Here is a 24,829-nt window from a genome sequence, read left to right on the forward strand (position 1 = left end):
AACAGCGCCCAAGGCACCGCAGGCTCTAAACTGCGGCAGACGGGAGTGAGAATGGCATGCCCTCAGGGGCCGCGCCAGTCTCTGGGCGGCCATTGTTGGGGCAAAGGCAGGGGAAATCCGACAGAACGCCGGTTATTTACGCCATTAGCGCCGGAAGTTGCCGATTTAGAGCCAGCTTCTCCATGACCGCAGTGCCGGTCAGGGCATAGCCCAGCAACTGGCCGTCCGCATCGTGACAGAGCACCTTGAGGTCCGTACCCAGCCCCTCAACGCTCCACTGGCCTTCGCGGCCATGGGGCGGGGGCGAAACCACCAGCGGGCAGGCCGGGGTTTTCACCGTGACCGGCATCGGCCCATAGGCAACCGCTGTCGGGTTACCGGCCAGGGTTTGCGCCAATGCCCGGGCGCAGCTCATCAAGGGCATTACGTACAGCAGGTTGAGGCCATCGACTTCGGCGCAGTCGCCCAGGGCGAAGATATTGTCGTGAGAGGTGCGCAGTTGACGGTCGACCACCACGCCGCGGTTGACCTGCAGCCCCGCTGCCGAAGCCAGATCGATGCGTGGCCGCAGGCCAACGGCTGAAACCACCAGGTCGCAAGCGATCACGCTGCCGTCTGACAAGTGCGCCTCCAGGCCCTGCTCCAGCCGCTGCAGGCGGGTCAGCACCGGCCCCAGGTGGAAACGCACGCCCAGCCCCTCCAGGCCAACCTGTACGGCGGCAGCGGCCGCCGGGTGCAGCAAGGTCGGCATGACCTGCTCGCACGGCGCCACCAGCTCGACCTGAAAGCCGCCCAGGCTCATGTCATTGGCAAATTCACAGCCGATCAAGCCGGCACCGAGGATCAGCACCCGTTGCTTGCCGGCTGCCGCGGCACGGAAACGGGCGTAGTCTTCGAGGTCGTTGATCGGGAAAATCAGCTCGGCAGCATCGCCTTCGACGGGCACCCGCACGGTCTCGGCACCCCAGGCCAGGATCAGGTCGCGATAGGGCACCTGCTCTTCGCCGATCCACAGGCGCTTGTGGCCCGGATCGATGCCGCTGATGCGGGTGTGGGTGCGCACTTCGGCCTTGAGCTGCTCGGCCATGGCGCCGGGCTCGGCCATGCTCAGGCCGTCGGCGTCCTTGTTTTTGGCAAAACCGGTGGAGAGCATCGGCTTGGAGTAGGAACGGCCGTCGTCGGCGGTGACCAGCAGCAACGGTGTTTCACCGTCGAGCTTGCGAAATTCGCGAGCCAGGTTGTAACCCGCCAGACCCGTACCGACAATCACCACTGGAGCCGTCATGCGCTGCTTTCCTTGAATCTGATTGAGTGAGATCAGTTGATTTCGATCATTTCGAAGTCCATCTTGCCGACACCGCAGTCCGGGCACAGCCAGTCTTCGGGTACATCTTCCCACTTGGTGCCTGGAGCGATACCGTCATCCGGCCAACCGTCGGCTTCGTTGTAGATCAGGCCACAGACGATACATTGCCACTTTTTCATTACGCACTTCCTCGAAAGACTCAGGCTTTGGAGTGGCCGCTCTCGTGAACATTACAATGGCGGCCATCAAAGAGGGGCTTTGTACTGGAGCGAGGTGCCAGCATGCAAGCCGGATCGGGCAATCATGCTAAGCTCGGCGTCTCTCTGGCCTGTTATTCGATACCGACGTGCCGTACGAAACATTGCAAGCGCCCGCTGCATTCTGGCTGCAGCACCCTGACGTGGCAGACAACACCTCGCCCGCGACCCTTGACTGGTTGTTCGACCAGGGCTCCCTGACCCGCCGCCTGATCCAATTATCCGCCGATCACTTTTCCGTGACACCCCTTTGCGAAGGCTGGCAACGCCTGCGCGACGACGAATGCCTGGCCCTTGACCTGCCCCAGGGCAGCGAAGGCTGGGTGCGCGAGGTGTACCTGCGCGGCCATGGCCAGCCCTGGGTGTTCGCCCGCAGCGTGGCCGCGCGCAGTTCGCTGGAAAGTGGCGGCCTGGACCTGGAAGCACTGGGCAGCCGCTCACTGGGTGAGCTGTTGTTTTGCGAAAAGGGTTTTGTCCGCAGGCCCATTGAGGTCTGCAACTATCCACAGGCCTGGCTGCCGGCGGAACAACGCCATGAAAGCTTGTGGGGGCGCCGCTCACGCTTTGACCGCGGCCCCTTGAGCGTGCTGGTGGCCGAGGTGTTCTTGCCTACGCTGTGGATTGCTGCCGACACCCCTTCGGAGAACCACTGATGTACCTGCAGTTGCTCAAGTCGTTCAATCGCCTGCACCCACGGGCCTGGGACTTCATTCAGCTGAGCCGGATGGACCGCCCGATCGGCATCTATCTGCTGCTGTGGCCAACCCTCTCGGCAGTCTGGATTGCGGCCAAGGGCACACCGACCGTGGCCAACGTGCTGATCTTCACCCTTGGCGTGGTACTGATGCGCGCCGCCGGTTGCGCGATCAACGACTTTGCCGATCGCAAGGTCGATGGCCACGTCAAACGCACCGCCGATCGCCCTCTGGCCGCTGGCCGGATCAACGCCCGCGAAGCGCTGACCCTGTTTGCCGTGCTGGTCGGAGTGAGTTTTCTGCTGGTGTTATGCACCAACGCCACCACGGTATGGCTGTCGTTCGGCGCGGTGGCGCTGGCGGCCTGTTACCCGTTCATGAAGCGCTACACCTACTACCCACAGGTAGTACTGGGCGCGGCCTATTCCTGGGGCATCCCCATGGCCTTCACCGCCGCCACCGGCGAGCTGCCGGCCATTGCCTGGCTGCTGTACATCGCCAACCTGCTGTGGACCGTGGGTTACGACACCTACTACGCCATGGTCGACCGTGATGACGACCTGAAGATCGGGGTCAAATCCACTGCCATTCTGTTTGGCGAAGCCGATCGGGTGATCATTCTGACCTTGCAGGTGCTGTCGCTGGGCTGCCTGCTGCTGGCCGGCAACCGCTTCGAGCTGGGCGGCTGGTTCCACCTGGGGCTGTTGGCGGCATTAGTGTGCTTTGCCTGGGAGTTCTGGTCGACGCGCAAGCTGGACCGCGAGTCGTGCTTCAAGGCCTTTTTGCACAATCACTGGGCGGGGCTGCTGATCTTTATCGGCATCGTGCTGGATTACAGTTTCTGATTTTTTTGCGGGCAAGCCCACTCCTACATGTAGGAGCGGGCTTGCCCCGCGATTGAAGGCACTGTTACTTGATCACGTGCCAGACATCTTTCATGCCATCACCGGTCATGTCACCGGCTTTCTTGTCCTTGATGAAGGTGTACACCGGCTTGCCTTTGTAGGCCCACTGCATTGAACCGTCATCGCGCTTGATTTGAGTCCAGCCCTCTTCCGCCATGTCGCCAGCTTTGACCATCAGCGGCGGCCAGTTCTTGGCACACTCATCGTTGCACATGGACTTGCCGCCCGAATCCTTGTCAAAGGTGTAGAGCGTCATGCCAGCATGGTCGACCATCATGCCGTCCTTCATCATGGCATGATGGGCCGACGCTATCCCTGGCAACGCCAGTGCCACTGCAGCGAAAAGCGTCATCCAGTTCAGCGTATGTCGTGTCATTGGATTCACCGTAATAATCGGGAGAGGGAGTTTAAGCCTAGCCCAGTAACAGAATGTTGCTGCAATGGCCCACGAGCTGTCACACGACTGCAATAATTCCGTTATCTAATGCGGGCCAAGACACCTTTAATGGAAGAGGTTTGAGCATGGTTGGCAGAAACATTCTGATCGTTGACGACGAAGCGCCAATTCGCGAGATGATCGCCGTTGCATTGGAAATGGCCGGCTATGACTGCCTGGAAGCCGAGAACTCCCAGCAGGCCCACGCCATTATCGTCGACCGCAAGCCGGACCTGATCCTGCTCGACTGGATGCTCCCGGGCACCTCGGGCATCGAGCTGGCCCGACGCCTCAAGCGTGACGAGCTGACCGGCGACATCCCGATCATCATGCTCACCGCCAAGGGTGAGGAAGACAACAAGATCCAGGGCCTGGAAGTCGGCGCCGACGACTACATCACCAAGCCATTCTCGCCGCGCGAGCTGGTAGCCCGGCTCAAGGCCGTACTGCGCCGTGCAGGCCCGAGCGATGGCGAAGCACCGATCGAAGTCGGTGGCCTGCTGCTCGACCCGATCAGCCACCGGGTGACCATCGACGGCAAGCCCGCCGAAATGGGCCCGACCGAGTACCGCCTGCTGCAGTTCTTCATGACCCACCAGGAGCGCGCCTACACCCGCGGCCAGCTGCTCGACCAGGTCTGGGGGGGCAATGTCTATGTCGAGGAGCGCACCGTCGACGTGCACATCCGCCGCCTGCGCAAGGCGCTGGGTGATGCCTACGAAAATCTGGTACAAACCGTCCGCGGCACGGGTTACCGGTTCTCGACCAAAAGTTGAGAACGCTGCAAGCTGCCAGCCTCAAGCTGCAAGAAAGAGCAAAAGCAAACGCAGATCCGCTTCAACCTTGCAGCTTGTAGCTTGCAACGTGCAGCTGATCCGCTAAGGATCCCAATTGAACCAGAACTGGCATGGCACCCTGATTCGCCACATGCTGTTGCTGATCACCGTCTGCCTGCTGGCGGGCCTGATCAGCGGCTACTATGGCTGGAGCCTGGCCCTGGGCCTGGCCATCTACCTGGGCTGGACCCTCAAGCAACTGCTGCGCCTGCATGAATGGTTGCGCCTGCACAAACCCGATGAAGCACCGCCCGATGGTTATGGCTTGTGGGGCGAGGTGTTCGACAGCATCTATCACCTGCAACGCCGCGATCAGCGCGTGCGCGGGCGCCTGCAGGCGGTGATCGACCGGGTGCAGGAGTCCACCGCTGCGCTCAAGGACGCGGTGATCATGCTCGACAGCGATGGCAACCTGGAGTGGTGGAACCGCGCAGCAGAAACTCTGCTGGGCCTGAAAACCCCGCAGGACAGCGGCCAGCCGGTGACCAACCTGGTCCGCCATCCGCGCTTCAAGGAGTATTTCGAGCAGGAAAACTATCAAGAGCCGCTGGAAATCCCTTCACCGATCAACGACCGCATGCGCGTGCAGTTGCACATCACCCGCTACGGCAACAACGAACACCTGATGCTGGTGCGCGATGTCACCCGCATCCACCAGCTGGAACAGATGCGCAAGGACTTCGTTGCCAACGTCTCCCACGAGCTGCGTACGCCGCTGACGGTGATTGCCGGCTACCTGGAAACCTTGCTCGACAACGTTGAGGAGGTGAATCCACGCTGGGTTCGCGCCCTGCAGCAGATGCAGCAGCAAGGCGGGCGCATGCAGACCCTGCTCAATGACCTGCTGTTGCTGGCCAAGCTGGAGGCCACCGACTACCCCTCGGACAACCAGCCAGTAGCCGTCGAAACCCTGCTGCAGTCGATCAAGGGCGACGCTCAGGCGCTATCCGGGCAACGTAACCAGCGCATCAGCCTTGAAGCCCAGCCAGGCATCCGCCTCAAGGGCAGCGAGGCAGAGCTGCGCAGCGCCTTCTCCAACCTGGTGTTCAACGCGGTCAAATACACCCAGGATGAAGGCCAGATCCGCATCCGCTGGTGGGCCGACGAGCAAGGCGCGCACCTGAGCGTGCAGGATTCAGGCATCGGCATCGACCCCAAGCACCTGCCACGCCTGACTGAGCGCTTCTATCGGGTCGACTCCAGCCGCGCCTCCAACACCGGCGGCACCGGCCTGGGCCTGGCGATCGTCAAGCACGTCCTGTTGCGCCATCGCGCGCGCCTGGAAATCAGCAGCGTACCCGGCCACGGCAGCACCTTTACCTGCCATTTCTCCCCTGCCCAGATCGCGGCGCGCCAGGCCTCCTGAGCCGCCGCCCTTTAAATTTGCACAGTCAGCCGCTACATTGGCTGACTCGCGCCAGCACATGCTGGCATTGCTGTACTCCCATTCTTAGAAGACGGACCCCGTAAAACTCCATCATGGACCCTTCCCCTGGTTTCAACCTCGCTGCACTGTTCGCCGATTTCGGCATGATTCTTTTTGCTCTGCTGCTGGTGCTGCTCAACGGCTTTTTCGTTGCCGCCGAGTTCGCCATGGTCAAATTGCGCTCGACCCGGGTCGAGTCGATTGCCGAGCAGCATGGCTGGCGCGGGCAGATCCTGCGTACCGTCCACAGCCAACTGGACGCCTACCTGTCCGCCTGCCAACTGGGTATCACCCTTGCCTCGCTGGGCCTGGGCTGGGTGGGTGAGCCAGCCTTCGCACACCTGCTCGAACCGCTGCTGGGCGCAGTCGGTGTCGAGTCGCCGGAAGTGATCAAGGGCATCTCGTTCTTCAGCGCCTTCTTCGTCATCTCCTACCTGCACATCGTCGTCGGTGAGCTGGCGCCCAAGTCCTGGGCGATCCGCAAGCCCGAGCTGCTGTCGCTGTGGACGGCGGTGCCGCTCTACCTGTTCTACTGGCTCATGTACCCGGCCATCTACCTGCTCAACGCCAGCGCCAACGCCATCCTGCGTATCGCTGGCCAGGGCGAGCCCGGGCCGCACCACGAACACCATTACAGCCGTGAAGAGCTCAAGCTGATCCTGCACTCCAGCCGTGGCCAGGACCCTAGCGACCAGGGTATGCGCGTACTGGCTTCGGCAGTGGAAATGGGCGAGCTGGAGGTAGTCGACTGGGCCAACTCCCGTGAAGACATGGTCTGTCTCGACGCCAATGCACCGCTCAAGGAAATCCTCGCGATGTTCCGCCGGCACAAGTTCAGCCGCTACCCGGTACTCGATGCCGAGCGCGGCGAATTCATCGGCCTGCTGCACATCAAGGATCTGCTGCTGGAGCTGGCCGACCTCGACCATATTCCCGAGTCGTTCAACCTGGCGGAACTGACCCGCCCGCTGGAACGTGTGTCGCGGCATATGCCGTTGGCTCACTTGCTGGAGCAGTTCCGCAAAGGCGGCGCACACTTTGCCCTGGTCGAGGAAGCCGACGGCAAGGTGATCGGCTACCTGACCATGGAGGACGTGCTGGAAGTGCTGGTTGGCGATATCCAGGACGAACACCGCAAGGCCGAACGCGGCATCCTCGCCTATCAGCCGGGCAAGCTGCTGGTGCGCGGTGATACACCGCTGTTCAAGGTCGAGCGCCTGCTTGGTGTCGACCTTGACCATATCGAAGCGGAAACCCTCGCCGGCCTGGTCTACGAGACCCTCAAGCGGGTGCCGGAAGAGGAAGAGCTGCTGGAAGTCGAAGGCCTGCGCATCATCATCAAGAAGATGAAAGGGCCGAAGATCGTCCTGGCCAAGGTGCTCAAGCTCGATTGAACCGCCTCAGGGGTTGCCGGCGGTAAAGTTCGGCAACCCGCCGACGGGCTGGTTGAACTGGTAGGGTATCGACTCCAGCGCCAGCCCGACGTTGCGCTGCACCACAAAGTGCAGGTGCGGGCCACTGCTGTTGCCGGTATTGCCGGATTTGGCCAGCGGCGTGCCGTACACCACTCGCTGCCCTTCCCTGACCACCACCGAGCCGCGCATCAGGTGCAGGTACACGCCCATGGTGCCGTCTTCGTGGAGGACCCGCACGAAATTGCCCGAAGGATGGCTGCCACGGCCGCTTTGGCTGTTTTCAGTCTTGATCACTACCCCCGCCCTTGCGGCGATGATCGGCGTGCCTTCAGGCATGGCGATGTCCATGGCATAGCGGCCCTTGGGCCCGAAATGGCTGTAGCGGCCGTTTGGCCCTTGGCTCAGGCGAAAAGGCCCGCCGCGCCAGGGCAAGGGGTAGCGGAAGGCCAGTTGGCGCTGGCCCGGGTTGCCCAGGGCGTAAGAGAATTTCTCCTTATAGCTCACCGGTCTGCCGGGCTGCCGTGCACTTAGCAGGGTCAACGGCATCGTCGTGCGTGCCGGTATTACCCCCCGTACCAGCCGTGACGCCCCACCCTGCACATTGCCCATGCGCTGCAGACGCAGCTCCACCTCGACTGGCGCGTAAGTGTCGTTGCGCGCACTGAAGCGCACACCACCGGCAAACCGGTTGACCTGCAACTGCACCTGGGTGTCCAGCTGTTCGACCATCCTGTCGCCAAAGACAAACGCCCGGCTGCCGGGAATCGGGCGATCGGAATAAGACACCACGCCATAGGCGTCGGTACTTTTGTAGAGGGTTATGCCGAGCACAGGGCCGCAAGCCGTGAGCAAGGCGCAGAACAGCAGCGTGCGTGCAGGCATGAGTAGTGGCTTTTTGACAGTTGATGGTCTGTCGAAGCCTAGCAGCAGATTTTGGCGGGGATGGGGCGAGAGTGTTTCAGGGGTGTGCCAGGAGACGAGCGGTGCTTTGATCGCCGGCAAGGCCGGCTCCCACAGAAACGATAGTCACAGACCCTGTGGGAGCTGGCTTGCCAGGGATGGGGCCGTCAGGCCCCCGGCACGAAGTGCTTCTGCGCCGATCCGCGGGCAATCAGACGCGACAGGTAGTCGAGCTTCTGCGCATCCTGGTCAACGAACTTGAAGGTCAGTTGCAGCCAGTCGCTGTCCGGCTTGGGCTCCAGCGCGGCAATCGCATGCAGGTAGCCATTGAGACGGGCGATCTCGGCGTTCTCGCCCTGCTCCAGGTCAAGCACCGCGCCCTCCAGTACCTGTGGCAGGGTTTCGCCACGGCGCACCACCAACAGCGCCTCCTTGAGGCTCAGGGCCTTGATCACGCACGGCTGAACGCCGCTTGGCAAACGCAGTTGGCCCTGGCCACGACCTGCCGGTGCGGCAGTTGCAGGCTTGGGAGCGCTCACCAGTGGCTTGGCCGCCGCTACCGGGGCTGCTGGCGCTGCCGGCTTGACCGTTTCGGCACGGCCGCCGGTCAGGGCACTCAGCGAGTCGTTGGCAAACGCCGAAGTAGCGCGGGTCGGTGCACTGGCCAGCAAAGTGTCGAGCTTGCCGACCTTGGTCAGGGCTTTTTTCACCTTGGTCAGCAGCTGCTCGTTGGTGAATGGCTTGCCGACAAAGTCCGAGACCCCGGCCTGGATCGCCTGAACCACGTTCTCCTTGTCGCCACGGCTGGTCACCATGATGAACGGCAGGGTCTTCATCGACTCCTGCTGGCGACACCAGGTCAGCAGCTCAAGGCCGGACATTTCCGGCATTTCCCAGTCGCACAGGACCAGATCGAAGGTCTCACGGCTCAACAAGGTCTGGGCCTTGCGACCGTTGACCGCGTCTTCGATCACAACACCGGGGAAGTAGTTACGCAGGCACTTCTTGACCAGATCGCGAATGAACGGCGCATCATCCACAACCAACACACTGACTTTACTCATCGCCACTCCTATTGAATCCCGACTAGCATAACGCTGACTGATGGCCATTTGCCAAACATTGGGTCACGCCGGGACTCGTTGTTTCGTTCGCGGCTGCCTCACCCGCAAACGAAAACGCCCGGCCAAGGCCGGGCGTTCATTCTCGGGCAGTCTTAGTTATCGTCAGATTTGCCCGGAACATTAGCCTTTTCGCCGCTGCGCTGAACCTCTTCCTGCATGCGCTTGAGGCCCAGGTGACGGACGTCGGTGCCGCGCACCAGGTAGATCACCAGCTCGGAGATGTTGCGCGCGTGGTCGCCGATACGCTCCAGCGAGCGTAGGGCCCAAATTACGCTGAGAACACGCGAGATCGAGCGTGGATCTTCCATCATGTAGGTGACCAGCTCGCGCAGGGCGGTCTTGTACTCGCGGTCGATGGTCTTGTCGTACTGGGCCACCGACAGCGCCAGGTCGGCGTCGAAACGGGCAAAGGCATCGAGGGCATCGCGGACCATGTTGCGCACCTGGTCGCCGATATGGCGCACTTCGACGTAACCGCGGGGCGACTCGCCTTCTTCGCACAACTGGATGGCGCGGCGGGCGATCTTGGTCGACTCGTCGCCGATGCGCTCCAGGTCGATCACCGACTTGGAAATGCTGATGATCAGGCGCAGGTCGGACGCCGCCGGCTGACGACGGGCCAGAATGCGCACGCACTCTTCGTCGATGTTGCGCTCCATCTGGTTGATCTGCTCGTCGACTTCGCGCACCTGCTGGGCCAGGCCCGAGTCGGCCTCGATCAGCGCGGTAACCGCGTCGTTGACCTGCTTCTCGACCAGGCCGCCCATCGCCAGGAGGTGGCTGCGAACCTCTTCGAGTTCGGCGTTGAACTGCTGGGAGATATGGTGGGTAAGGCTGTCTTTATCGATCATGCTTTCGCTCCGCGAAAAAGCTTCAAGTAGCAAGCTTCAAGCTTCAAGTTTGTTCGTGTCGTTCCCGGGCTTCACGCTCGCCACTTTCTTGCAGCTTGCGGCTTGAAGCTTGCAACTGCCGTTAGCCGTAACGGCCAGTGATGTAGTCTTCGGTCTGCTTCTTCGCCGGGTTGGTGAACAGCGTGTCGGTATCACCGAACTCCACCAGCTTGCCCATGTACATGAATGCGGTGTAGTCCGAGACCCGCGCCGCTTGCTGCATGTTATGGGTAACGATGACGATGGTGTACTTGGACTTGAGCTCGTAGATCAGCTCTTCGACCTTCAGCGTCGAGATCGGGTCGAGTGCCGAGCAGGGTTCGTCGAGCAGCAGTACTTCCGGCTCCACGGCGATGGTGCGGGCAATCACCAGACGTTGCTGCTGACCACCGGACAGACCCAGCGCCGACTCGTGCAGGCGGTCCTTGACCTCTTCCCACAGCGCCGCGCCCTTGAGCGCCCACTCCACGGCTTCGTCGAGCACACGCTTCTTGTTGATGCCCTGGATGCGCAGGCCGTAGACCACGTTCTCGTAGATGGTCTTGGGGAACGGGTTGGGCTTCTGGAACACCATGCCGACCCGGCGGCGCAGCTCGGCAACGTCTTCGCCCTTGCGGTAGATGTTGTTGCCGTAGAGGTTGATCGCGCCTTCCACGCGGCAGCCGTCAACCAGGTCGTTCATGCGGTTGAAGGTACGCAGCAAGGTCGACTTGCCGCAGCCGGACGGGCCGATGAAGGCGGTCACGCGCTGCTTGGGGATGTTCATGCTGACATCGAACAGGGCTTGCTTGTCGCCGTAGTACAGGCTCAGGCCAGGCACTTCGATGGCTACGGTTTCTTCAGCCAGGCGCAGGCTCTGTTTGTCGCGACCCAGGGCCGACATGTCTATACCGTGAGAATGGGTTTCATGTTGCATGATTTCACTCCGTTTGTAGCTGCTAGCTTCTCGCTGCAAGCTGCAAGTTTGAGCAAAAGCGGCTTGTAGCTTGCCGCTTATGGCTAATAGCTTTCAGTCAGCTGTCCAGCGCCTTGTACTTCTCGCGCAGGTGGTTACGAATCCATACCGCCGAGAGGTTCAGGGTGGCGATTACCAGCACCAGCAGCAACGCGGTGGCGTACACCAGCGGCCGCGCGGCCTCGACGTTCGGGCTCTGGAAGCCGACGTCATAGATGTGGAAGCCCAGGTGCATGATCTTCTGGTCCAGGTGCAGATACGGGTAGTTGCCGTCCACCGGCAGCGAAGGCGCCAGCTTGACCACACCCACCAGCATCAGCGGCGCGACTTCACCTGCGGCGCGGGCCACGGCGAGGATCATGCCGGTCATCATCGCCGGGCTGGCCATCGGCAAGACGATCTTCCACAGGGTCTCGGCCTTGGTCGCACCGAGCGCCAGCGATCCTTCGCGGACCGTGCGCGGAATCCGCGCCAGACCTTCTTCGGTGGCCACGATCACCACCGGCACCGCCAGCAGCGCCAGGGTCAGCGAAGCCCAGAGCAGGCCCGGGGTACCCAGGGTCGGCGCGGGCAGCGCTTCAGGGAAGAACAGGCGGTCGAGCGAGCCACCCAGCACATAGACGAAGAAGCCCAGGCCGAACACGCCGTAAACGATCGCCGGAACACCCGCCAGGTTGTTCACCGCAATACGAATCAGGCGGGTCACCGGGCCCTGACGCGCATACTCACGCAGGTACACCGCCGCCAGCACGCCGAACGGGGTGACGATCACCGCCATGATCAGGGTCATCATCACGGTACCGAAGATCGCCGGGAAGATCCCGCCTTCGGTGTTGGCTTCACGCGGGTCGTCGCTGAGGAATTCCCAGACCTTGGCAAAGTACACGCCCAGCTTGGTGAACACGCCCATGCCGTTCGGCTGGTAGGCGTGCACCACCTTGCTCAGGTTGATTTCCACCTCACGACCATTACCGTCCTTGGCTACCAGGCTGTCGCGGCCGAAGTCCTGGTGCAGGCCGCCCAGGCGCTCTTCGATGGCCTTGTAACGGTTGTTCAGCTCGGCGCGCTCGGCTTCGATATCGGCCTGGGCAGCGGCATCCAGCTTGCCATCCAGTTCCAGCTTGCGGGTCTGCAGGCGCAGGCGCTCAAGGCCGTAGTTGATCGCACCGATGTCTTTCTTCTCAAGCTTCTGCAGTTCGCCGGCCAGTTTGTCGGCACGCTTGAGGCGGTTTTGCAGTTCGTTCCAGGCCGCCTGGCCTTCGGCGACAACCTTGCCGTTTTCCTTGACGCTGACCAGGTAACCGTAGAAGTTGCCCCACTCGCGGCGCTCCAGGGCGATCAGCTCGACCGGCTTTTGCTGGTCGGCCAGCCATTCGCCGACCACCCAGGTGAAGTCGCTGCCGTTGAGGTCGCGGTTACCGACCTTGATCAGCTCGCGGGTCATGAACTCCGGGCCTTCGTCAGGCACCGGCAGGCCGGCGCCCTTGAGACGGGCACGAGGTACTTCTTCCTTCTGTACCACTTCGCCCACGACGATGTGATTGGCCTGGCCAGGCACGTTGTAGCTGGCTTGCAGCAGGTCGGCCGGCCAGAAGTGGCCGAGGCCGCGCACGGCGATCACGGCGAGCAGACCGATGGTCATGATCACCGCGATGGCGACCGCGCCACCGCTCATCCAGACGCCGGGGGCGCCGCTCTTGAACCAGCTTTTGAGGGAATCCTTTTTCACGGATCGCTACCTTTCTATCAAAGCGACGAGTATTTCTTGCGCAGACGCTGGCGAATCAGCTCGGCCAAGGTGTTCATCACGAAGGTGAACATCAGCAGCACCAGCGCGGCGAGGAACAGCACGCGGTAATGACTGCCACCGACTTCCGACTCGGGCATCTCCACCGCAACGTTGGCCGCCAGGGTGCGCATACCTTCGAACAGGTTCATTTCCATGACCGGGGTGTTGCCGGTGGCCATCAGCACGATCATGGTTTCACCCACGGCGCGGCCCATGCCGATCATCAGCGCCGAGAAGATCCCCGGGCTGGCGGTCAGGATGACCACACGGGTCAGGGTCTGCCACGGCGTGGCACCGAGCGCCAGCGAACCCAGGGTCAGGCTGCGCGGCACGCTGAACACGGCATCTTCGGCGATCGAATAGATGTTCGGGATCACCGCGAAGCCCATGGCGATACCGACCACCAGAGCGTTGCGCTGGTCGTAGGTGATGCCCAGATCGTTGGTGATCCACAGGCGCATGTCGCCGTCGAAGAACCAGGTCTCGATGAACGGGCTCATGTACAGGGCGAACCAGCCGGTGAACAGGATCACCGGGATCAGGATCGCCGCTTCCCAGCCGTCCGGTACCCGCAGGCGCAGCGACTCGGGCAGACGGCTCCAGGCAAAACCAGCCACCAGAACACCCAGCGGCATCAACAGGAACAGGCTGAACACGCCCGGCAGGTGCCCTTCAAGGAACGGCGCCAGGAACAGGCCGGCGAAGAAGCCGAGAATCACCGTCGGCATCGCTTCCATCAGCTCGATCACCGGCTTGACCTTGCGGCGCATGCCCGGGGCCATGAAGTAGGCGGTGTAGATGGCGGCGGCAATGGCCAGCGGCGCGGCGAGAATCATCGCGTAGAACGCCGCCTTCAGGGTACCGAAGGTCAGCGGCGACAGGCTCAGCTTGGGTTCGAAGTCGGTGTTCGAGGCGGTCGACTGCCAGACGTACTTCGGCTCATCGTAGTTCTCGTACCAGACCTTGCTCCACAGCGCACTCCAGGACACTTCCGGGTGCGGGTTCTTCAAAGTCAGCGGCAGCAGCTTGCCGCCTTCTTCGATGATGATGCGGTTGGCCCGTGGCGACAGCGCCAGGACGCCCGCGCCTTCAGCGGCCGGCTCGACCAGCAGGGTACGGTGCGCGGTGCTGTGGAACACACCGAGCTCGCCATCGGCATCGAGGGCGATGAAGCCCTTGCGGCGTTCTTCAGCATCGATCTGGACGATCGGCGCCTTGCCCATCTGGAACTCGCGAATGCGCTTGAAGCGCTGTTCGCCGTCCGGATCGCGGGCCATGAACCACTGGGCCAGGCCACCTTTGGAGTCACCGATGATCAGCGAGATACCGCCCACCAGCTGAGTGCTGGCAGTAACTTCGGCATTGCCGTCGTCGAGCAGTTTGTAGCGGCCGTTGAGGCTCTTGTCGCGCAGGCTGAAGACGTCGGCCTGGGCGCGACCGTTGATTACATACAGCCACTGCTGGCGCGGATCGATGAAAATGGCTTTGACCGGCTCGGTCATTTGCGGCAGCTCGATACGGCTCTGCTCGCTGGTGACTTCGCCGGTCATCATGTTTTCTTCGCGGCTCAGCGACACAACCTGCAGGTGCGCACCGGTAGAGCCGGCCACCACCAGGGTCTCGCCATTCACGTTGAGGCTGACATGCTCCAGCGCCCGGCCCTGTTCATCCAGGGTGAACGGCGCCTGGCCATAAGGGAAGTCGATGCCCGGGCTGATGGTTTTCTTGTTGTCCGGGTAGGTGATCTTGTAGCTGTGGCTGAACGCCAGCGCCTGACCGTTGGACAAACCCAGCACCACCAGCGGGTTGCCCGGCTGATCGGCACCGATCGAGGTCACCTGGGTACCGGCTGGCACCGGCAACTCGACGCGCTTGAGCTCGGCACCGGTCTTGGTGTCGAAGAACAGCGCCTGGCCCTTGTCGGAAACCCGCATGCCGACCAGGTTCTGTTCTTCCAGGGCGATCATCAGCGGCTTGCCGGCGTCCTGCTGCAGCCAGGTCGGCTCCAGGGCCTTCTTGCTGGTCAGTTCGGCGCCCTGGAACAGCGGCACGACCACGTAGGCCAGGTAGAAGAAGATCAGGGTAATTGCCGCCAGCACGGCAAGCCCGCCCACCAGTACATACCAGCGGGTCAGGCGGTCCTTGAGCGCACGCATGCGCCGCTTGCGTTGCAGTTCGGGCGTATTGAAGTCAATCCGCACGGGGGGAGAATTTTGGGTCATTGTGGAGTTGGCCAGATCATTCATGCGCACACCCTAGCGGTCCCGTATGACAAAAACATGACAATGCAGTGACGCAAAAAAGCCCGCCGCGCAGATACCCCTGGCAGCGGACTCGCAATTTGTGGCGAGACCAGGTCAAAACCTGACCCCGCCGGTCTTTCAGTTACTTCTTCGCAACGTTGCCGTTGTGATTCAGACCCAGGTCCGCCAGGGCTTTATCAACCACTTTGGCAGGGAGTGGGATATAACCGTCCTTGACCACGACTTGCTGGCCGGCTTGCGACAGGACCAGTTTGACGAACTCGGCTTCCAGCGGGGCCAGAGGCTTGTTCGGTGCCTTGTTGACATAGACGTAGAGGAAGCGCGACAGCGGGTAGGTGCCGTTCAGGGCGTTGGCTTCGTTGTCTTCAACGAAAGCACCGCCTTCCTTCTTGGCCAGTGGCACGGTCTTGACGCTGGCGGTCTTGTAGCCGATGCCCGAGTAACCGATGCCGTTCAGCGAGCTGCTGATCGACTGCACGACCGAAGCCGAGCCAGGTTGTTCGTTGACGTTAGGCTTGAAGTCGCCTTTGCACAGGGCTTCTTCCTTGAAGTAGCCGTAGGTGCCGGACACCGAGTTACGACCGAACAGCTGCACTGGCTTGTTGGCCAGGTCGCCGGTCACGCCCAGGTCGCCCCAGGTTTTGACGTCGGCCTTGGCGCCGCACAGGCGGGTCGAGGAGAAAATTGCATCGACCTGGGCCATGGTCAGGCCTTTGATCGGGTTGTCCTTGTGCACGAATACGGCCAAGGCGTCGACGGCAACCGGGATGGCGGTTGGCTTGTAGCCGTATTTCTGTTCGAAGGCCTGCAGCTCGACGTCCTTCATCTTGCGGCTCATCGGGCCGAGGTTGGCGGTGCCTTCGGTCAGCGCGGGTGGCGCGGTGGAGGAGCCGGCAGCCTGAATCTGGATGTTTACGTTCGGATATTCCTTCTTGTAGGCCTCGGCCCACAGGGTCATCAGGTTCGCCAGGGTATCGGAACCGACGCTGGAGAGGTTGCCCGACACACCGGTGGTCTTGGTGTAGGTCGGAATAGCTGGGTCAACAGCGGCAACCGCATTGGCGGTGGCAACGCCAGCGGCGACGAAAGTCAGGGCCGCCATCAAACGCTTCAGTTTCATGCCTTGCTCCTAGCAGGAATTGGGGTGAGATGGATCGGGCCCAAGTATCTGCAGGCCGTATGACTACTCTATGAATCGAATGTGACAATTAGATGAAAGGCCATCACCGGCTAGCGGTGATGGCCTTTTCAAAATGTTGCGAGGGTTGTGTTAGAGCGGTTTCAGCGCTTCTTCGCCGTCAGATAAATACCCACGAGCAGACCAATGGCACAGATGCCAGCAACATAGTAGGCCGGTGCCATCGGGCTGAACTTGAGCAACGCGGTCACTACCATCGGCGTCATCCCGCCAAAAATCGCGTAGGCCAGGTTGTAGGAAAACGACAGTCCGCTGAAACGTACGACAGGCGGGAAGGCTTTGACCATGACGTAAGGCACGGCGCCGACAATGCCGACACACAGTCCGGTCAGGGCATACAGCGGGAACAGCCACTCCGGGTGGGTAGGCAAGGTGTGATAGAAGGTCCAGGACGTGACCAGCAGCGCCAGGCTACCGACGATGAATACCCGGCCGGCGCCAAAGCGGTCGGCCAATGCACCGGTGCCGATGCAGCCGAGGCTGAGCAGGACGATGGCCAGGCTATTGGCCTTCAGCGAGTCGGTCGGGCTGACCTGGTAAAGACTCTGCAGCAGCGCCGGGGTCATCAAAATCACCACGACGATGCCAGCCGACAGCAGCCAGGTCAGCAGCATCGACAGGACAATGGCACCACGGTGGTCACGCAACACCGCGCGCAACGGCACCTCTTCGGCCAGCGCCTTGCGCGCCTGCATCTCGGCAAACACCGGGGTTTCATGCAACCAGCGGCGCAGGTACACCGCGAACAGGCCGAACACCCCGCCGAGCAGGAACGGGATACGCCAGGCGTAATCGGCGACTTCCTGCTGGCTATAAACAGTGTTGATCAGCGTTGCCACCAGCGAACCGAGCAGGATCCCGGCGGTCAGGCCCGCCGTCAGCGTACCGCAGGCGTAACCGGTATTGCGCGCCGGCACGTGCTCGGAGACGAACACCCAGGCGCCCGGCACTTCACCACCAATCGCCGCGCCCTGGATCACCCGCATCACCAGCAACAGGATCGGCGCCCACAGGCCGATCTGCGCGTAGGTCGGCAGCAGGCCCATGATCAGCGTCGGCACGGCCATCATGAAGATGCTCAGGGTGAACATCTTCTTGCGCCCCAGCAGGTCGCCGAAGTGGGCCATGACGATGCCACCCAGAGGCCGTGCCAGGTAGCCGGCGGCGAAGATGCCAAACGTTTGCATCAAACGCAGCCATTCAGGCATTTCGGCGGGAAAGAACAGCTTGCCGACCACCGTGGCGAAGAACACGAAGATGATGAAATCGTAGAACTCCAGCGCACCGCCCAGGGCGGAAAGCGACAGGGTCTTGTAGTCACTGCGGGTCAGCGGCCTCGAAGGCTGCGCGATACTGCCGGGCACGGAGGTCATAGGTCTCTCTTGTTGGCATTTCTTATTGGGGTGCAGGCCGCCTGGCACGCGGGTTTCGGCCTGGGAAGCATCGAAAGATAGCAAATTGGCGGAAAAAGCACATAGCAGTACAAATTCAATACAAGTATTCATGACTGCATGGTCGTCGCTGCGCTTTCGGCTCTATATACTGGCCGCTTGTAGGAAAAGGTTGGGTCTTCTGAAGGATGTTGTGCGAAAACGCCGCTAGGTATGCTTAGTCGGTTTCGCAGAGTTTCCCTTCGCCGCCTGGCAAAGCGAAAGCAGCGTAGAATAGTTGTGCTGAATCGTTTTTCGAGGCGTCTGTCATAGCGCCAACCAACGAAGCGTCATGGGTCAGAGGCACCCCCGGCATGATTGAACTCGAACAAGAAGATCCTATCCCGCAAGGCGACCTGGCCTTGCAGATCACTGCATTGCCCCGTGAAACCAACGGTTTTGGCGATATCTTCGGCGGCTGGCTGGTCGCTCAGATGGACCTGGCCGGTACCGCCATGGCCAGCCGCGTTGCGGGTGGCAGAGTGGCTACCGTAGCCATCGATCGCATGGCATTCCTGGTGCCGGTGGCTGTCGGCGCGCAGTTGTCCTTTTATACCCAGACCCTGGAAATCGGCCGCAGCTCGATCCAGATGATGGTCGAGGTGTGGAGTGACGATCCGCTGTCCAGCGAATGGCGCAAGGTTACCGAAGCCGTATTCGTGTTCGTCGCCATCGACGGCAGCGGTCGCACCCGTTCGGTTCCTCCTCGTCGCTGAGACCGCTGCGCGGTAAACTCGAAGGCATGCAAGCGGTCCAAGGCCGTACGGCAAACCAACGAGATAAAGCGCATGTCCACACCCAAGGTCGAATCCGAAAAGCACGGCGAGCTCAATTGCTGGCGCATCACCAGCGACACGGCTGAATTGCTGGTCGCCCAGCAGGGCGCGCAGGTGCTGAGCTATCAGCGCCTCGGCGAGCCGCCTTTGCTGTGGCTCAGCGAACAAGCCATCTTCAGGCAGGGTAAATCCGTGCGCGCCGGGGTTCCGGTGTGCTGGCCCTGGTTCGGCATTTTCAAGCGCAACCCCGAAGCCGTGCAGGCCATGTATCACGGTGAAGACGGCCCGGCCCATGGCCTGGTGCGCGGCCGTGACTGGCAGTTGCTGGGCATCGACAGCAGCGGCGACAGCGTGCGCGCCGAGTTCACCCTGCCCGCCAGTCAGGGCGATCTCCCCGGCTGGCCTCACATTGTCGAGCTCAAGCTGACCATCGTCATGGGCGAACAGCTGAGTATCACCCTCTCCAGCTACAACCTCGACAACGTTCCGGTCACCCTGAGCCAGGCGCTGCACAGCTACTTCGCCGTCAGCGATGTGCGGCAGGTGCAGGTCGAAGGTGTCGATGGCCTGAGCTACATCGAAACCCTGGCCAACTGGGAGCAGCGCCAGCAGCAAGGCGCGCTGGGCTTTGCCGGTGAAACCGACCGCATTTATCTGCAGGCGCCCGAGCAACTGAGCATCGTCGACCCGGCCTGGAACCGCCGCGTGGTGATAACGGCCAAGGGTTCGCGTACGGCAGTGATCTGGAACCCCTGGACCGAGCGTGCCGCCGAGTTGCCGGACATGGCCGAGGATGGCTGGCAGCGCATGCTCTGCATCGAGACCGCCAACGTGGTGGATGACCTGGTGACACTGGCGCCGGGGGCGACCCATTCGCTGAGCCTGACGATCGGCAGCCAGGCGCTCTAGATCGCTATCGCGGGGCGCATGATCTGTGGGAGCGGGCTTGCCCCGCGATCATTCACAAATCTGCGTCTTCAACCACTCGCACCTTGGCCGCATCCATTGCATAGGCGGCATCGGCCAGGTCATTGCTGACCGTTTCCACCTTCAAGGTGCCGTTGACCCATAGCGGCGTGTAGATATCGTCGAGCTTCAGGCCCTTGGGGTAGCGCACCAGCACCAATTGGTTCGGTGGCGGTGGCGGCACGTGGATGCAGGCGCCCGGGTAAGGCACCAGGAAGAACAGTGTGCTGTTGCCCTTGGCGTCGGTTTCCAGCGGCACCGGATAACCGCCCAGCCGGATGTGCTTGCCGTTCATGGCCGGCACGGTCTTGGTCGAATACATCACCGCCGGCAGGCCCTTGCTCTGCTTCAGGCCACCCTTGTCGGTGAAGGTGCCCATGGCTTCCGGGGAGTTGTGGTCGATTTCGGGCATCTGCTCGAGGGCTTTCTGGTCCGACTTGGGCATCAGTTCCAGCCAGTCGGTTTCCGGCATTTCAGCCCGGGCCAGGCCGCTCAGCAGCAATAGGGAGAGAAGTAATACACGGTGCATGAAAAAGCTCGGCAACGAAGGAGTTCGGTGCCGAGCATTCTAGCCTGCCGTCAGCTCTTTTTGACGACCAGGCCGTAGATCACCAACAGGACAATCGCGCCCACCAGCGCGCCGAGGAAACCCGCACCCTCTCCGGCCTGATAGATGCCCAGCGCCTGGCCGCCGTAGGTCGCGGCAAGCGAACCGGCAATACCCAGCAGAATGGTCATGATCCAGCCCATGCTGTCGTCGCCCGGCTTTAGAAAGCGTGCCAGCAGACCGACGATCAGGCCGATGAAGATGGTTCCGATGATACCCATGGCAATCCCTCTGAGTTGAATGGCGCATGCCAAAGCCTAGTCAGCGCTTTGGCATCCTGCCATCAGAGGGATAGAGCAGCGGGAAGGTTCCCTTCAGCCCTTGATCAGGGCTTCGACTTGCTGGATTTTTTGCTCCAGGGTCGCCATGTCGTCGCAACGCAGGGTGGCATGGCCGACCTTGCGCCCGACCTTGAAGGCCTTGCCGTAGTGGTGCAGGTGGCATTCGTCGATGGCAATCACCTTGTCGACCGCCGGCACTTCACCGATGAAGTTGAGCATGGCGCTTTCGCCGACCTTGGCAGTCGAACCCAGCGGCAGGCCGGCAACGGCGCGCAGGTGGTTTTCGAACTGGCTGCACTCGGCGCCTTCGATGGTCCAGTGCCCGGAGTTGTGCACCCGCGGGGCGATCTCGTTGGCCTTGAGGCCGCCATCGACTTCGAAGAATTCGAAGGCCAGCACGCCGACATAGTCAAGTTGCTTGAGCACGCGGCCGGCGTAGTCTTCGGCCAGGCTCTGGAGCAAGTGGTCTTCGCTGGCCACCGACAGGCGCAGGATGCCGCTCTCGTGGGTGTTGTGCACCAACGGGTAGAAACGGGTTTCGCCATCACGGGCGCGCACGGCGATCAGCGACACTTCGCCGGTGAACGGCACGAAACCTTCGAGCAGGCACGGGACGCTGCCCAGTTCGGCGAAGGTGCCTACAACATCCTCGGCAGTTCGCAGCACTTTCTGACCTTTGCCGTCATAACCCAGGGTGCGGGTCTTGAGCACGGCAGGCAGGCCGATGCTGGCAACGGCGGCATCCAGGTCGGCTTGCGACTGAATATCGGCGAAGGCCGGAGTGGGAATGCCCAGGTCCTTGAACATGCTCTTTTCGAACCAGCGATCGCGGGCGATGCGCAGCGACTCGGCACTCGGGTAGACCGGCACGAACTGCGACAGGAAGGCCACGGTTTCAGCCGGGACGCTTTCGAACTCGAAGGTCACCAGGTCAACTTCGTCAGCCAGCTGCCGCAGGTGATCCTGGTCACCGTAATCGGCGCGCAGGTGCTCGCCCAGAGGCGCCGCGCAGGCGTCCGGAGCCGGGTCGAGGAAAGCGAAGTTCATGCCCAGCGGGGTACCTGCCAGGGCCAACATGCGGCCCAGCTGGCCGCCACCGATTACACCGATTTTCATGCTTTTGACCTCAGGCCTGGCGCGGATCTGGATGGTCCAGAACGTTGTCTGTCTGTTCAGTGCGGAACTGTTTGAGCACAGTGTGGAACTGCGGGTGCTTGGCGCCGAGGATGCTCGCCGAGAGCAGCGCGGCGTTGATCGCACCGGCCTTGCCGATGGCCAGGGTGGCTACCGGAATACCGGCTGGCATCTGCACGATCGACAGCAGCGAGTCGACACCGGAAAGCATCGACGACTGTACCGGCACGCCCAGCACCGGCAGGTGGGTCTTGGCCGCGCACATGCCTGGCAGGTGGGCAGCGCCACCGGCTCCAGCGATGATCACCTCGATGCCACGGCCTTCGGCCTCTTCGGCATACTGGAACAGCAGGTCCGGGGTCCGGTGGGCAGACACCACCTTGACCTCGTAGGGAATGCCGAGTTTTTCCAGCATATCGGCGGTGTGGCTAAGGGTGGACCAATCGGACTTGGAGCCCATGATCACGCCAACCAGTGCACTCATCGTCGAGCCTCTTCTCTTGGGCGCCCGCAGGCGCGTCAAAAAACAACAAGCCACGCGGGACGACCGGCGTGGCTTGTTATACGAATTAGGGCCGGGCATACCGACCAAAGGCCGCGCAGTATACCGCAAAGGAACGTCTTGGATGCACCCTGACGACCAACTGTCGGCCTTATTTTTCGGGGCTTTGGCTGACTTTCGGGTCAAGCCCCGGCGGCTGGCGAACCACCCTCCAGCTTGCGCCACAGCAGGCGCACGTTGGCCTTGCGCACCAGGGCGCAGCGATACAGGCGGATTTCCAGTGGTACGTGCCACTGGCTGCCGCCGCAAATCACCAGCTCACCGCGCTCAAGCTCGGCCCGCGCCGACAGCCGTGGTACCCAGGCGATGCCCAGGCCTTCAAGGGCCATGCTCTTGAGGCTGTCGGCCATCGCCGTTTCATAGACAGTGGTAAAACGCAGGTTGCGCTGGCGCAGCAGCAGATTGACCGAACGTCCGAGGAACGCCCCAGCGCTGTAGGCCAGCAACGGCACACTGCCCTCGCCTTCCAGGTCGAACAGCGGCTTGCCCTCGGCATCGGCGGCGCACACCGGCAACATCTCGGTGTGGCCCAGGTGCAGCGACGGGAAAATTTCCGCATCCATCTGCAAGGCTGCATCCGGGTCGTAGAAGGCCAGCATCAGGTCGCAGCCGCCTTCGCGCAGGGCATGCACGGCGTCGCCGACGTTGGTCGCCACCAGGCGCGTGGCAATGTTCAGGCCGTCGTTACGCAGTTGCGCAATCCAGCGTGGAAAGAACCCCAGCGCCAGCGAGTGCGCCGCCGACACCTGGATCACCTCGCCCTGCCCGCCTTCCAGGTGATGCAGATGGCGCAGCACCTCGCCCAACTGATCAACCACCGTACGCGCCGTCACCAGAAACAACTGCCCCGCCGCCGTCAGCTCGATAGGCGTGCGTGAGCGGTTGACCAGGGTCAGCCCCAGCGCCGCTTCCAGGCTGCGAATCCGCCGACTGAAGGCCGGTTGGGTGACGAAACGGCGCTCGGCGGCCTGGGAAAAACTGCGGGTCGCGGCCAGGGCACTGAAGTCTTCCAGCCATTTGCTCTCAAGGTTCATGGGCTCTCCAGGCATGCACCAAAATTGAACACGCTCGATCGGCAGTTGGCGTCACACCAACCTGTATGCCGTTTGTGCATAGGTTAGCGCGCAACAGCATTGGCCGCAAAATCGGCGCAAGCCTAGGATTGGCGCCATTCCGGCATGTGCCGGGCCAAACTCGAGATGATATCTATCATGTCCGCTGCTGCATCGTTCCGTGTCGAAAAAGATCTGCTTGGCACCCTCGAAGTCCCTGCTGATGCCTACTACGGTATCCAGACTCTGCGTGCTGCCAACAACTTCCACCTCTCCGGCGTTCCGCTGTCGCACTACCCTAAACTGGTTGTGGCCCTGGCCATGGTCAAGCAGGCTGCTGCCGACGCCAACCGTGAGCTGGGTCACCTGAGCGATGCCAAGCACGCTGCCATCAGCGAGGCTTGCGCCCGCCTGATCCGCGGCGACTACCACGAGCAGTTCGTGGTCGACATGATTCAAGGCGGTGCTGGTACTTCTACCAACATGAACGCCAACGAAGTGATCGCCAACATCGCGCTGGAGGCCATGGGCCACCAGAAAGGCGAGTACAAGTACCTGCACCCGAACAACGACGTGAACATGGCGCAGTCGACCAACGACGCCTACCCGACCGCGATCCGCCTGGGTCTGCTGCTGGGTCACGACGCCCTGCTGGCCAGCCTCGACAGCCTGATCCAGGCCTTCGCTGCCAAAGGTCAGGAATTCGACCACGTACTGAAGATGGGCCGTACCCAGCTGCAGGACGCCGTGCCGATGACCCTGGGCCAGGAATTCCGCGCCTTCGCCACCACCATGACCGAAGACCTCAACCGTCTGCGTTCCCTGGCGCCAGAGCTGCTGACCGAAATCAACCTGGGTGGTACCGCCATCGGTACCGGCATCAACGCCGACCCAGGCTATCAGCTCCTGGCCGTACAGCGCCTGGCCACCATCAGCGGCCAGCCGCTGGTACCGGCTGCCGACCTGATCGAAGCCACCTCGGACATGGGCGCCTTCGTCCTGTTCTCGGGCATGCTCAAGCGTACCGCGGTCAAGCTGTCGAAGATCTGCAACGACCTGCGTCTGCTGTCCAGCGGCCCACGCACCGGCATCAACGAAATCAACCTGCCGGCGCGTCAGCCAGGCAGCTCGATCATGCCAGGCAAGGTCAACCCGGTAATCCCGGAAGCGGTCAACCAGGTGGCCTTCGCCATCATGGGCAACGACCTGGCCCTGACCGTCGCGGCCGAAGGTGGCCAGCTGCAGCTGAACGTCATGGAGCCGCTGATCGCCTACAAGATCTTCGACTCGATCCGCCTGCTGCAACGCGCCATGGACATGCTGCGCGAGCACTGCATCGTCGGTATCACCGCCAACGAACAGCGCTGCCGCGAACTGGTCGAACATTCGATCGGCCTGGTCACTGCCCTGAACCCGTACATCGGCTACGAAAACGCGACCCGTATCGCTGCCATCGCCCTGGAAAGCGGCCGTGGTGTGCTGGAACTGGTACGTGAGGAAGGCCTGCTGGACGAAGAGATGCTCAACGACATCCTGCGTCCGGAAAACATGATTGCTCCGCGTCTGGTGCCGCTCAAGGCGTAACCGATGCTGTAACACGCTCACCAGGTCGAGGGACTAGACAC

Annotated in this window: 24 protein-coding genes; 8 read left to right on the forward strand and 16 right to left on the reverse strand. The window is 62.0% G+C overall.

Translation table 11 applies throughout. The features are described from left to right. Positions 1–136: 136 nt before the first annotated feature. Together LOY45_RS26375 and LOY45_RS26380 are read right to left on the reverse strand one after the other, a co-directional pair. Positions 137–1,285: an NAD(P)/FAD-dependent oxidoreductase gene (locus LOY45_RS26375; protein ID WP_134065226.1), complete on the reverse strand. Its 1,149-nt coding sequence runs from the start codon at positions 1,283–1,285 to the stop codon at positions 137–139. 32 nt (positions 1,286–1,317) lie between these two features. Further along, positions 1,318–1,485: a rubredoxin gene (locus LOY45_RS26380; RefSeq protein ID WP_038997996.1), complete on the reverse strand. Its 168-nt coding sequence runs from the start codon at positions 1,483–1,485 to the stop codon at positions 1,318–1,320. Positions 1,486–1,652: 167 nt separating this feature from the next. Here LOY45_RS26380 and LOY45_RS26385 point away from each other — a divergent pair, with 167 nt between their 5' ends. Continuing rightward, positions 1,653–2,216 (forward strand): chorismate lyase, encoded by a 564-nt coding sequence (locus LOY45_RS26385; protein ID WP_115084650.1) that lies wholly within the window; start codon positions 1,653–1,655, stop codon positions 2,214–2,216. After that, positions 2,216–3,103: a 4-hydroxybenzoate octaprenyltransferase gene (gene ubiA / locus LOY45_RS26390; protein WP_115084649.1), complete on the forward strand. Its 888-nt coding sequence runs from the start codon at positions 2,216–2,218 to the stop codon at positions 3,101–3,103. The genes LOY45_RS26385 and ubiA overlap by 1 nt, the downstream gene beginning before the upstream one ends. Before the next feature lie 64 nt (positions 3,104–3,167). Here the strand turns inward: ubiA and LOY45_RS26395 are convergent, their stop codons facing one another. Then, on the reverse strand, positions 3,168–3,539 hold the full coding sequence (locus tag LOY45_RS26395) for a COG4315 family predicted lipoprotein (protein ID WP_115084648.1): 372 nt from the start codon (positions 3,537–3,539) through the stop codon (positions 3,168–3,170). 146 nt (positions 3,540–3,685) lie between these two features. Here LOY45_RS26395 and phoB point away from each other — a divergent pair, with 146 nt between their 5' ends. From phoB to LOY45_RS26410, 3 genes are all read left to right on the forward strand, one after another. After that, the gene (gene phoB, locus LOY45_RS26400; protein WP_010225936.1) at positions 3,686–4,375 is read left to right on the forward strand and encodes a phosphate regulon transcriptional regulator PhoB; all 690 of its coding nucleotides are present in this window, start codon (positions 3,686–3,688) and stop codon (positions 4,373–4,375) included. Between the two features lie 151 nt (positions 4,376–4,526). After that, positions 4,527–5,801, forward strand: a complete 1,275-nt coding sequence (gene phoR / locus LOY45_RS26405) for a phosphate regulon sensor histidine kinase PhoR (RefSeq protein WP_233673890.1) — start codon at positions 4,527–4,529, stop codon at positions 5,799–5,801. Positions 5,802–5,914: 113 nt separating this feature from the next. Next, the gene (locus LOY45_RS26410) at positions 5,915–7,255 is read left to right on the forward strand and encodes a hemolysin family protein (protein WP_038997990.1); all 1,341 of its coding nucleotides are present in this window, start codon (positions 5,915–5,917) and stop codon (positions 7,253–7,255) included. Positions 7,256–7,261: 6 nt separating this feature from the next. On the opposite strand, the gene LOY45_RS26415 is transcribed toward LOY45_RS26410, so the two are convergent. The 8 genes from LOY45_RS26415 to LOY45_RS26450 form a co-directional block, all read right to left on the reverse strand. Then, positions 7,262–8,158, reverse strand: a complete 897-nt coding sequence (locus tag LOY45_RS26415; RefSeq protein WP_115084646.1) for a peptidoglycan DD-metalloendopeptidase family protein — start codon at positions 8,156–8,158, stop codon at positions 7,262–7,264. Between the two features lie 185 nt (positions 8,159–8,343). Beyond that, positions 8,344–9,240: a response regulator gene (locus LOY45_RS26420; protein WP_115084644.1), complete on the reverse strand. Its 897-nt coding sequence runs from the start codon at positions 9,238–9,240 to the stop codon at positions 8,344–8,346. A 152-nt stretch (positions 9,241–9,392) separates the two neighbouring features. After that, positions 9,393–10,151 (reverse strand): phosphate signaling complex protein PhoU, encoded by a 759-nt coding sequence (gene phoU, locus LOY45_RS26425; protein ID WP_038997986.1) that lies wholly within the window; start codon positions 10,149–10,151, stop codon positions 9,393–9,395. Between the two features lie 121 nt (positions 10,152–10,272). Then, complete coding sequence (pstB, locus tag LOY45_RS26430) at positions 10,273–11,106, reverse strand: phosphate ABC transporter ATP-binding protein PstB (protein ID WP_115084643.1); 834 nt, start codon at positions 11,104–11,106, stop codon at positions 10,273–10,275. A 97-nt stretch (positions 11,107–11,203) separates the two neighbouring features. Next, positions 11,204–12,820 (reverse strand): phosphate ABC transporter permease PstA, encoded by a 1,617-nt coding sequence (pstA, locus tag LOY45_RS26435; protein ID WP_177414932.1) that lies wholly within the window; start codon positions 12,818–12,820, stop codon positions 11,204–11,206. A gap of 71 nt (positions 12,821–12,891) precedes the next feature. Beyond that, complete coding sequence (locus tag LOY45_RS26440) at positions 12,892–15,180, reverse strand: ABC transporter permease subunit (RefSeq protein ID WP_258578584.1); 2,289 nt, start codon at positions 15,178–15,180, stop codon at positions 12,892–12,894. A gap of 139 nt (positions 15,181–15,319) precedes the next feature. Further along, a complete protein-coding gene (locus LOY45_RS26445) occupies positions 15,320–16,318 on the reverse strand; it encodes a phosphate ABC transporter substrate-binding protein PstS (protein ID WP_010225946.1) in 999 nt (332 codons plus the stop codon). Positions 16,319–16,479: 161 nt separating this feature from the next. Further along, on the reverse strand, positions 16,480–17,769 hold the full coding sequence (locus LOY45_RS26450; RefSeq protein ID WP_115084638.1) for an MFS transporter: 1,290 nt from the start codon (positions 17,767–17,769) through the stop codon (positions 16,480–16,482). A 371-nt stretch (positions 17,770–18,140) separates the two neighbouring features. Between LOY45_RS26450 and LOY45_RS26455 the strand changes: the two genes are divergently transcribed. Then, entirely contained in the window at positions 18,141–18,542 is a 402-nt protein-coding gene (locus tag LOY45_RS26455) for an acyl-CoA thioesterase (RefSeq protein ID WP_009402429.1), read from the forward strand. A gap of 72 nt (positions 18,543–18,614) precedes the next feature. Next, a complete protein-coding gene (locus tag LOY45_RS26460) occupies positions 18,615–19,511 on the forward strand; it encodes a D-hexose-6-phosphate mutarotase (protein WP_115084636.1) in 897 nt (298 codons plus the stop codon). 52 nt (positions 19,512–19,563) lie between these two features. Here the strand turns inward: LOY45_RS26460 and LOY45_RS26465 are convergent, their stop codons facing one another. From LOY45_RS26465 to LOY45_RS26485, 5 genes are all read right to left on the reverse strand, one after another. Then, positions 19,564–20,097, reverse strand: a complete 534-nt coding sequence (locus tag LOY45_RS26465) for a DUF3299 domain-containing protein (protein ID WP_166675759.1) — start codon at positions 20,095–20,097, stop codon at positions 19,564–19,566. 50 nt (positions 20,098–20,147) lie between these two features. Continuing rightward, positions 20,148–20,396, reverse strand: coding sequence for a GlsB/YeaQ/YmgE family stress response membrane protein (locus tag LOY45_RS26470; RefSeq protein ID WP_010222807.1), 249 nt, complete (start codon positions 20,394–20,396; stop codon positions 20,148–20,150). Positions 20,397–20,489: 93 nt separating this feature from the next. Then, the gene (locus LOY45_RS26475) at positions 20,490–21,572 is read right to left on the reverse strand and encodes a 5-(carboxyamino)imidazole ribonucleotide synthase (protein ID WP_115084632.1); all 1,083 of its coding nucleotides are present in this window, start codon (positions 21,570–21,572) and stop codon (positions 20,490–20,492) included. A gap of 10 nt (positions 21,573–21,582) precedes the next feature. After that, a complete protein-coding gene (gene purE, locus LOY45_RS26480) occupies positions 21,583–22,074 on the reverse strand; it encodes a 5-(carboxyamino)imidazole ribonucleotide mutase (protein ID WP_115084630.1) in 492 nt (163 codons plus the stop codon). Between the two features lie 200 nt (positions 22,075–22,274). After that, the gene (locus LOY45_RS26485) at positions 22,275–23,186 is read right to left on the reverse strand and encodes a LysR substrate-binding domain-containing protein (protein WP_010222804.1); all 912 of its coding nucleotides are present in this window, start codon (positions 23,184–23,186) and stop codon (positions 22,275–22,277) included. Between the two features lie 177 nt (positions 23,187–23,363). Here LOY45_RS26485 and aspA point away from each other — a divergent pair, with 177 nt between their 5' ends. Further along, positions 23,364–24,788 (forward strand): aspartate ammonia-lyase, encoded by a 1,425-nt coding sequence (gene aspA, locus LOY45_RS26490; protein WP_045199650.1) that lies wholly within the window; start codon positions 23,364–23,366, stop codon positions 24,786–24,788. Positions 24,789–24,829 lie beyond the last annotated feature (41 nt).

The organism is Pseudomonas wadenswilerensis (genome assembly GCF_024749185.1).
Lineage (GTDB): Bacteria > Pseudomonadota > Gammaproteobacteria > Pseudomonadales > Pseudomonadaceae > Aquipseudomonas > Aquipseudomonas wadenswilerensis.

What these genes read in the sequence shown, in the direction of transcription:
- LOY45_RS26375 (WP_134065226.1), bottom strand. Translation starts at nt 1,285, where the DNA reads ATGACGGCTCCAGTGGTGATTGTCGGTACGGGTCTGGCGGGTTACAAC.
- LOY45_RS26380 (WP_038997996.1), bottom strand. Translation starts at nt 1,485, where the DNA reads ATGAAAAAGTGGCAATGTATCGTCTGTGGCCTGATCTACAACGAAGCC.
- ubiA (WP_115084649.1), top strand. Translation starts at nt 2,216, where the DNA reads ATGTACCTGCAGTTGCTCAAGTCGTTCAATCGCCTGCACCCACGGGCC.
- LOY45_RS26395 (WP_115084648.1), bottom strand. Translation starts at nt 3,539, where the DNA reads ATGACACGACATACGCTGAACTGGATGACGCTTTTCGCTGCAGTGGCA.
- phoB (WP_010225936.1), top strand. Translation starts at nt 3,686, where the DNA reads ATGGTTGGCAGAAACATTCTGATCGTTGACGACGAAGCGCCAATTCGC.
- phoR (WP_233673890.1), top strand. Translation starts at nt 4,527, where the DNA reads ATGCTGTTGCTGATCACCGTCTGCCTGCTGGCGGGCCTGATCAGCGGC.
- LOY45_RS26410 (WP_038997990.1), top strand. Translation starts at nt 5,915, where the DNA reads ATGGACCCTTCCCCTGGTTTCAACCTCGCTGCACTGTTCGCCGATTTC.
- LOY45_RS26415 (WP_115084646.1), bottom strand. Translation starts at nt 8,158, where the DNA reads ATGCCTGCACGCACGCTGCTGTTCTGCGCCTTGCTCACGGCTTGCGGC.
- LOY45_RS26420 (WP_115084644.1), bottom strand. Translation starts at nt 9,240, where the DNA reads ATGAGTAAAGTCAGTGTGTTGGTTGTGGATGATGCGCCGTTCATTCGC.
- phoU (WP_038997986.1), bottom strand. Translation starts at nt 10,151, where the DNA reads ATGATCGATAAAGACAGCCTTACCCACCATATCTCCCAGCAGTTCAAC.
- pstB (WP_115084643.1), bottom strand. Translation starts at nt 11,106, where the DNA reads ATGCAACATGAAACCCATTCTCACGGTATAGACATGTCGGCCCTGGGT.
- pstA (WP_177414932.1), bottom strand. Translation starts at nt 12,820, where the DNA reads ATGAGCGGTGGCGCGGTCGCCATCGCGGTGATCATGACCATCGGTCTG.
- LOY45_RS26440 (WP_258578584.1), bottom strand. Translation starts at nt 15,180, where the DNA reads ATGAATGATCTGGCCAACTCCACAATGACCCAAAATTCTCCCCCCGTG.
- LOY45_RS26445 (WP_010225946.1), bottom strand. Translation starts at nt 16,318, where the DNA reads ATGAAACTGAAGCGTTTGATGGCGGCCCTGACTTTCGTCGCCGCTGGC.
- LOY45_RS26450 (WP_115084638.1), bottom strand. Translation starts at nt 17,769, where the DNA reads ATGACCTCCGTGCCCGGCAGTATCGCGCAGCCTTCGAGGCCGCTGACC.
- LOY45_RS26455 (WP_009402429.1), top strand. Translation starts at nt 18,141, where the DNA reads ATGATTGAACTCGAACAAGAAGATCCTATCCCGCAAGGCGACCTGGCC.
- LOY45_RS26460 (WP_115084636.1), top strand. Translation starts at nt 18,615, where the DNA reads ATGTCCACACCCAAGGTCGAATCCGAAAAGCACGGCGAGCTCAATTGC.
- LOY45_RS26465 (WP_166675759.1), bottom strand. Translation starts at nt 20,097, where the DNA reads ATGCACCGTGTATTACTTCTCTCCCTATTGCTGCTGAGCGGCCTGGCC.
- LOY45_RS26470 (WP_010222807.1), bottom strand. Translation starts at nt 20,396, where the DNA reads ATGGGTATCATCGGAACCATCTTCATCGGCCTGATCGTCGGTCTGCTG.
- LOY45_RS26475 (WP_115084632.1), bottom strand. Translation starts at nt 21,572, where the DNA reads ATGAAAATCGGTGTAATCGGTGGCGGCCAGCTGGGCCGCATGTTGGCC.
- purE (WP_115084630.1), bottom strand. Translation starts at nt 22,074, where the DNA reads ATGAGTGCACTGGTTGGCGTGATCATGGGCTCCAAGTCCGATTGGTCC.
- LOY45_RS26485 (WP_010222804.1), bottom strand. Translation starts at nt 23,186, where the DNA reads ATGAACCTTGAGAGCAAATGGCTGGAAGACTTCAGTGCCCTGGCCGCG.
- aspA (WP_045199650.1), top strand. Translation starts at nt 23,364, where the DNA reads ATGTCCGCTGCTGCATCGTTCCGTGTCGAAAAAGATCTGCTTGGCACC.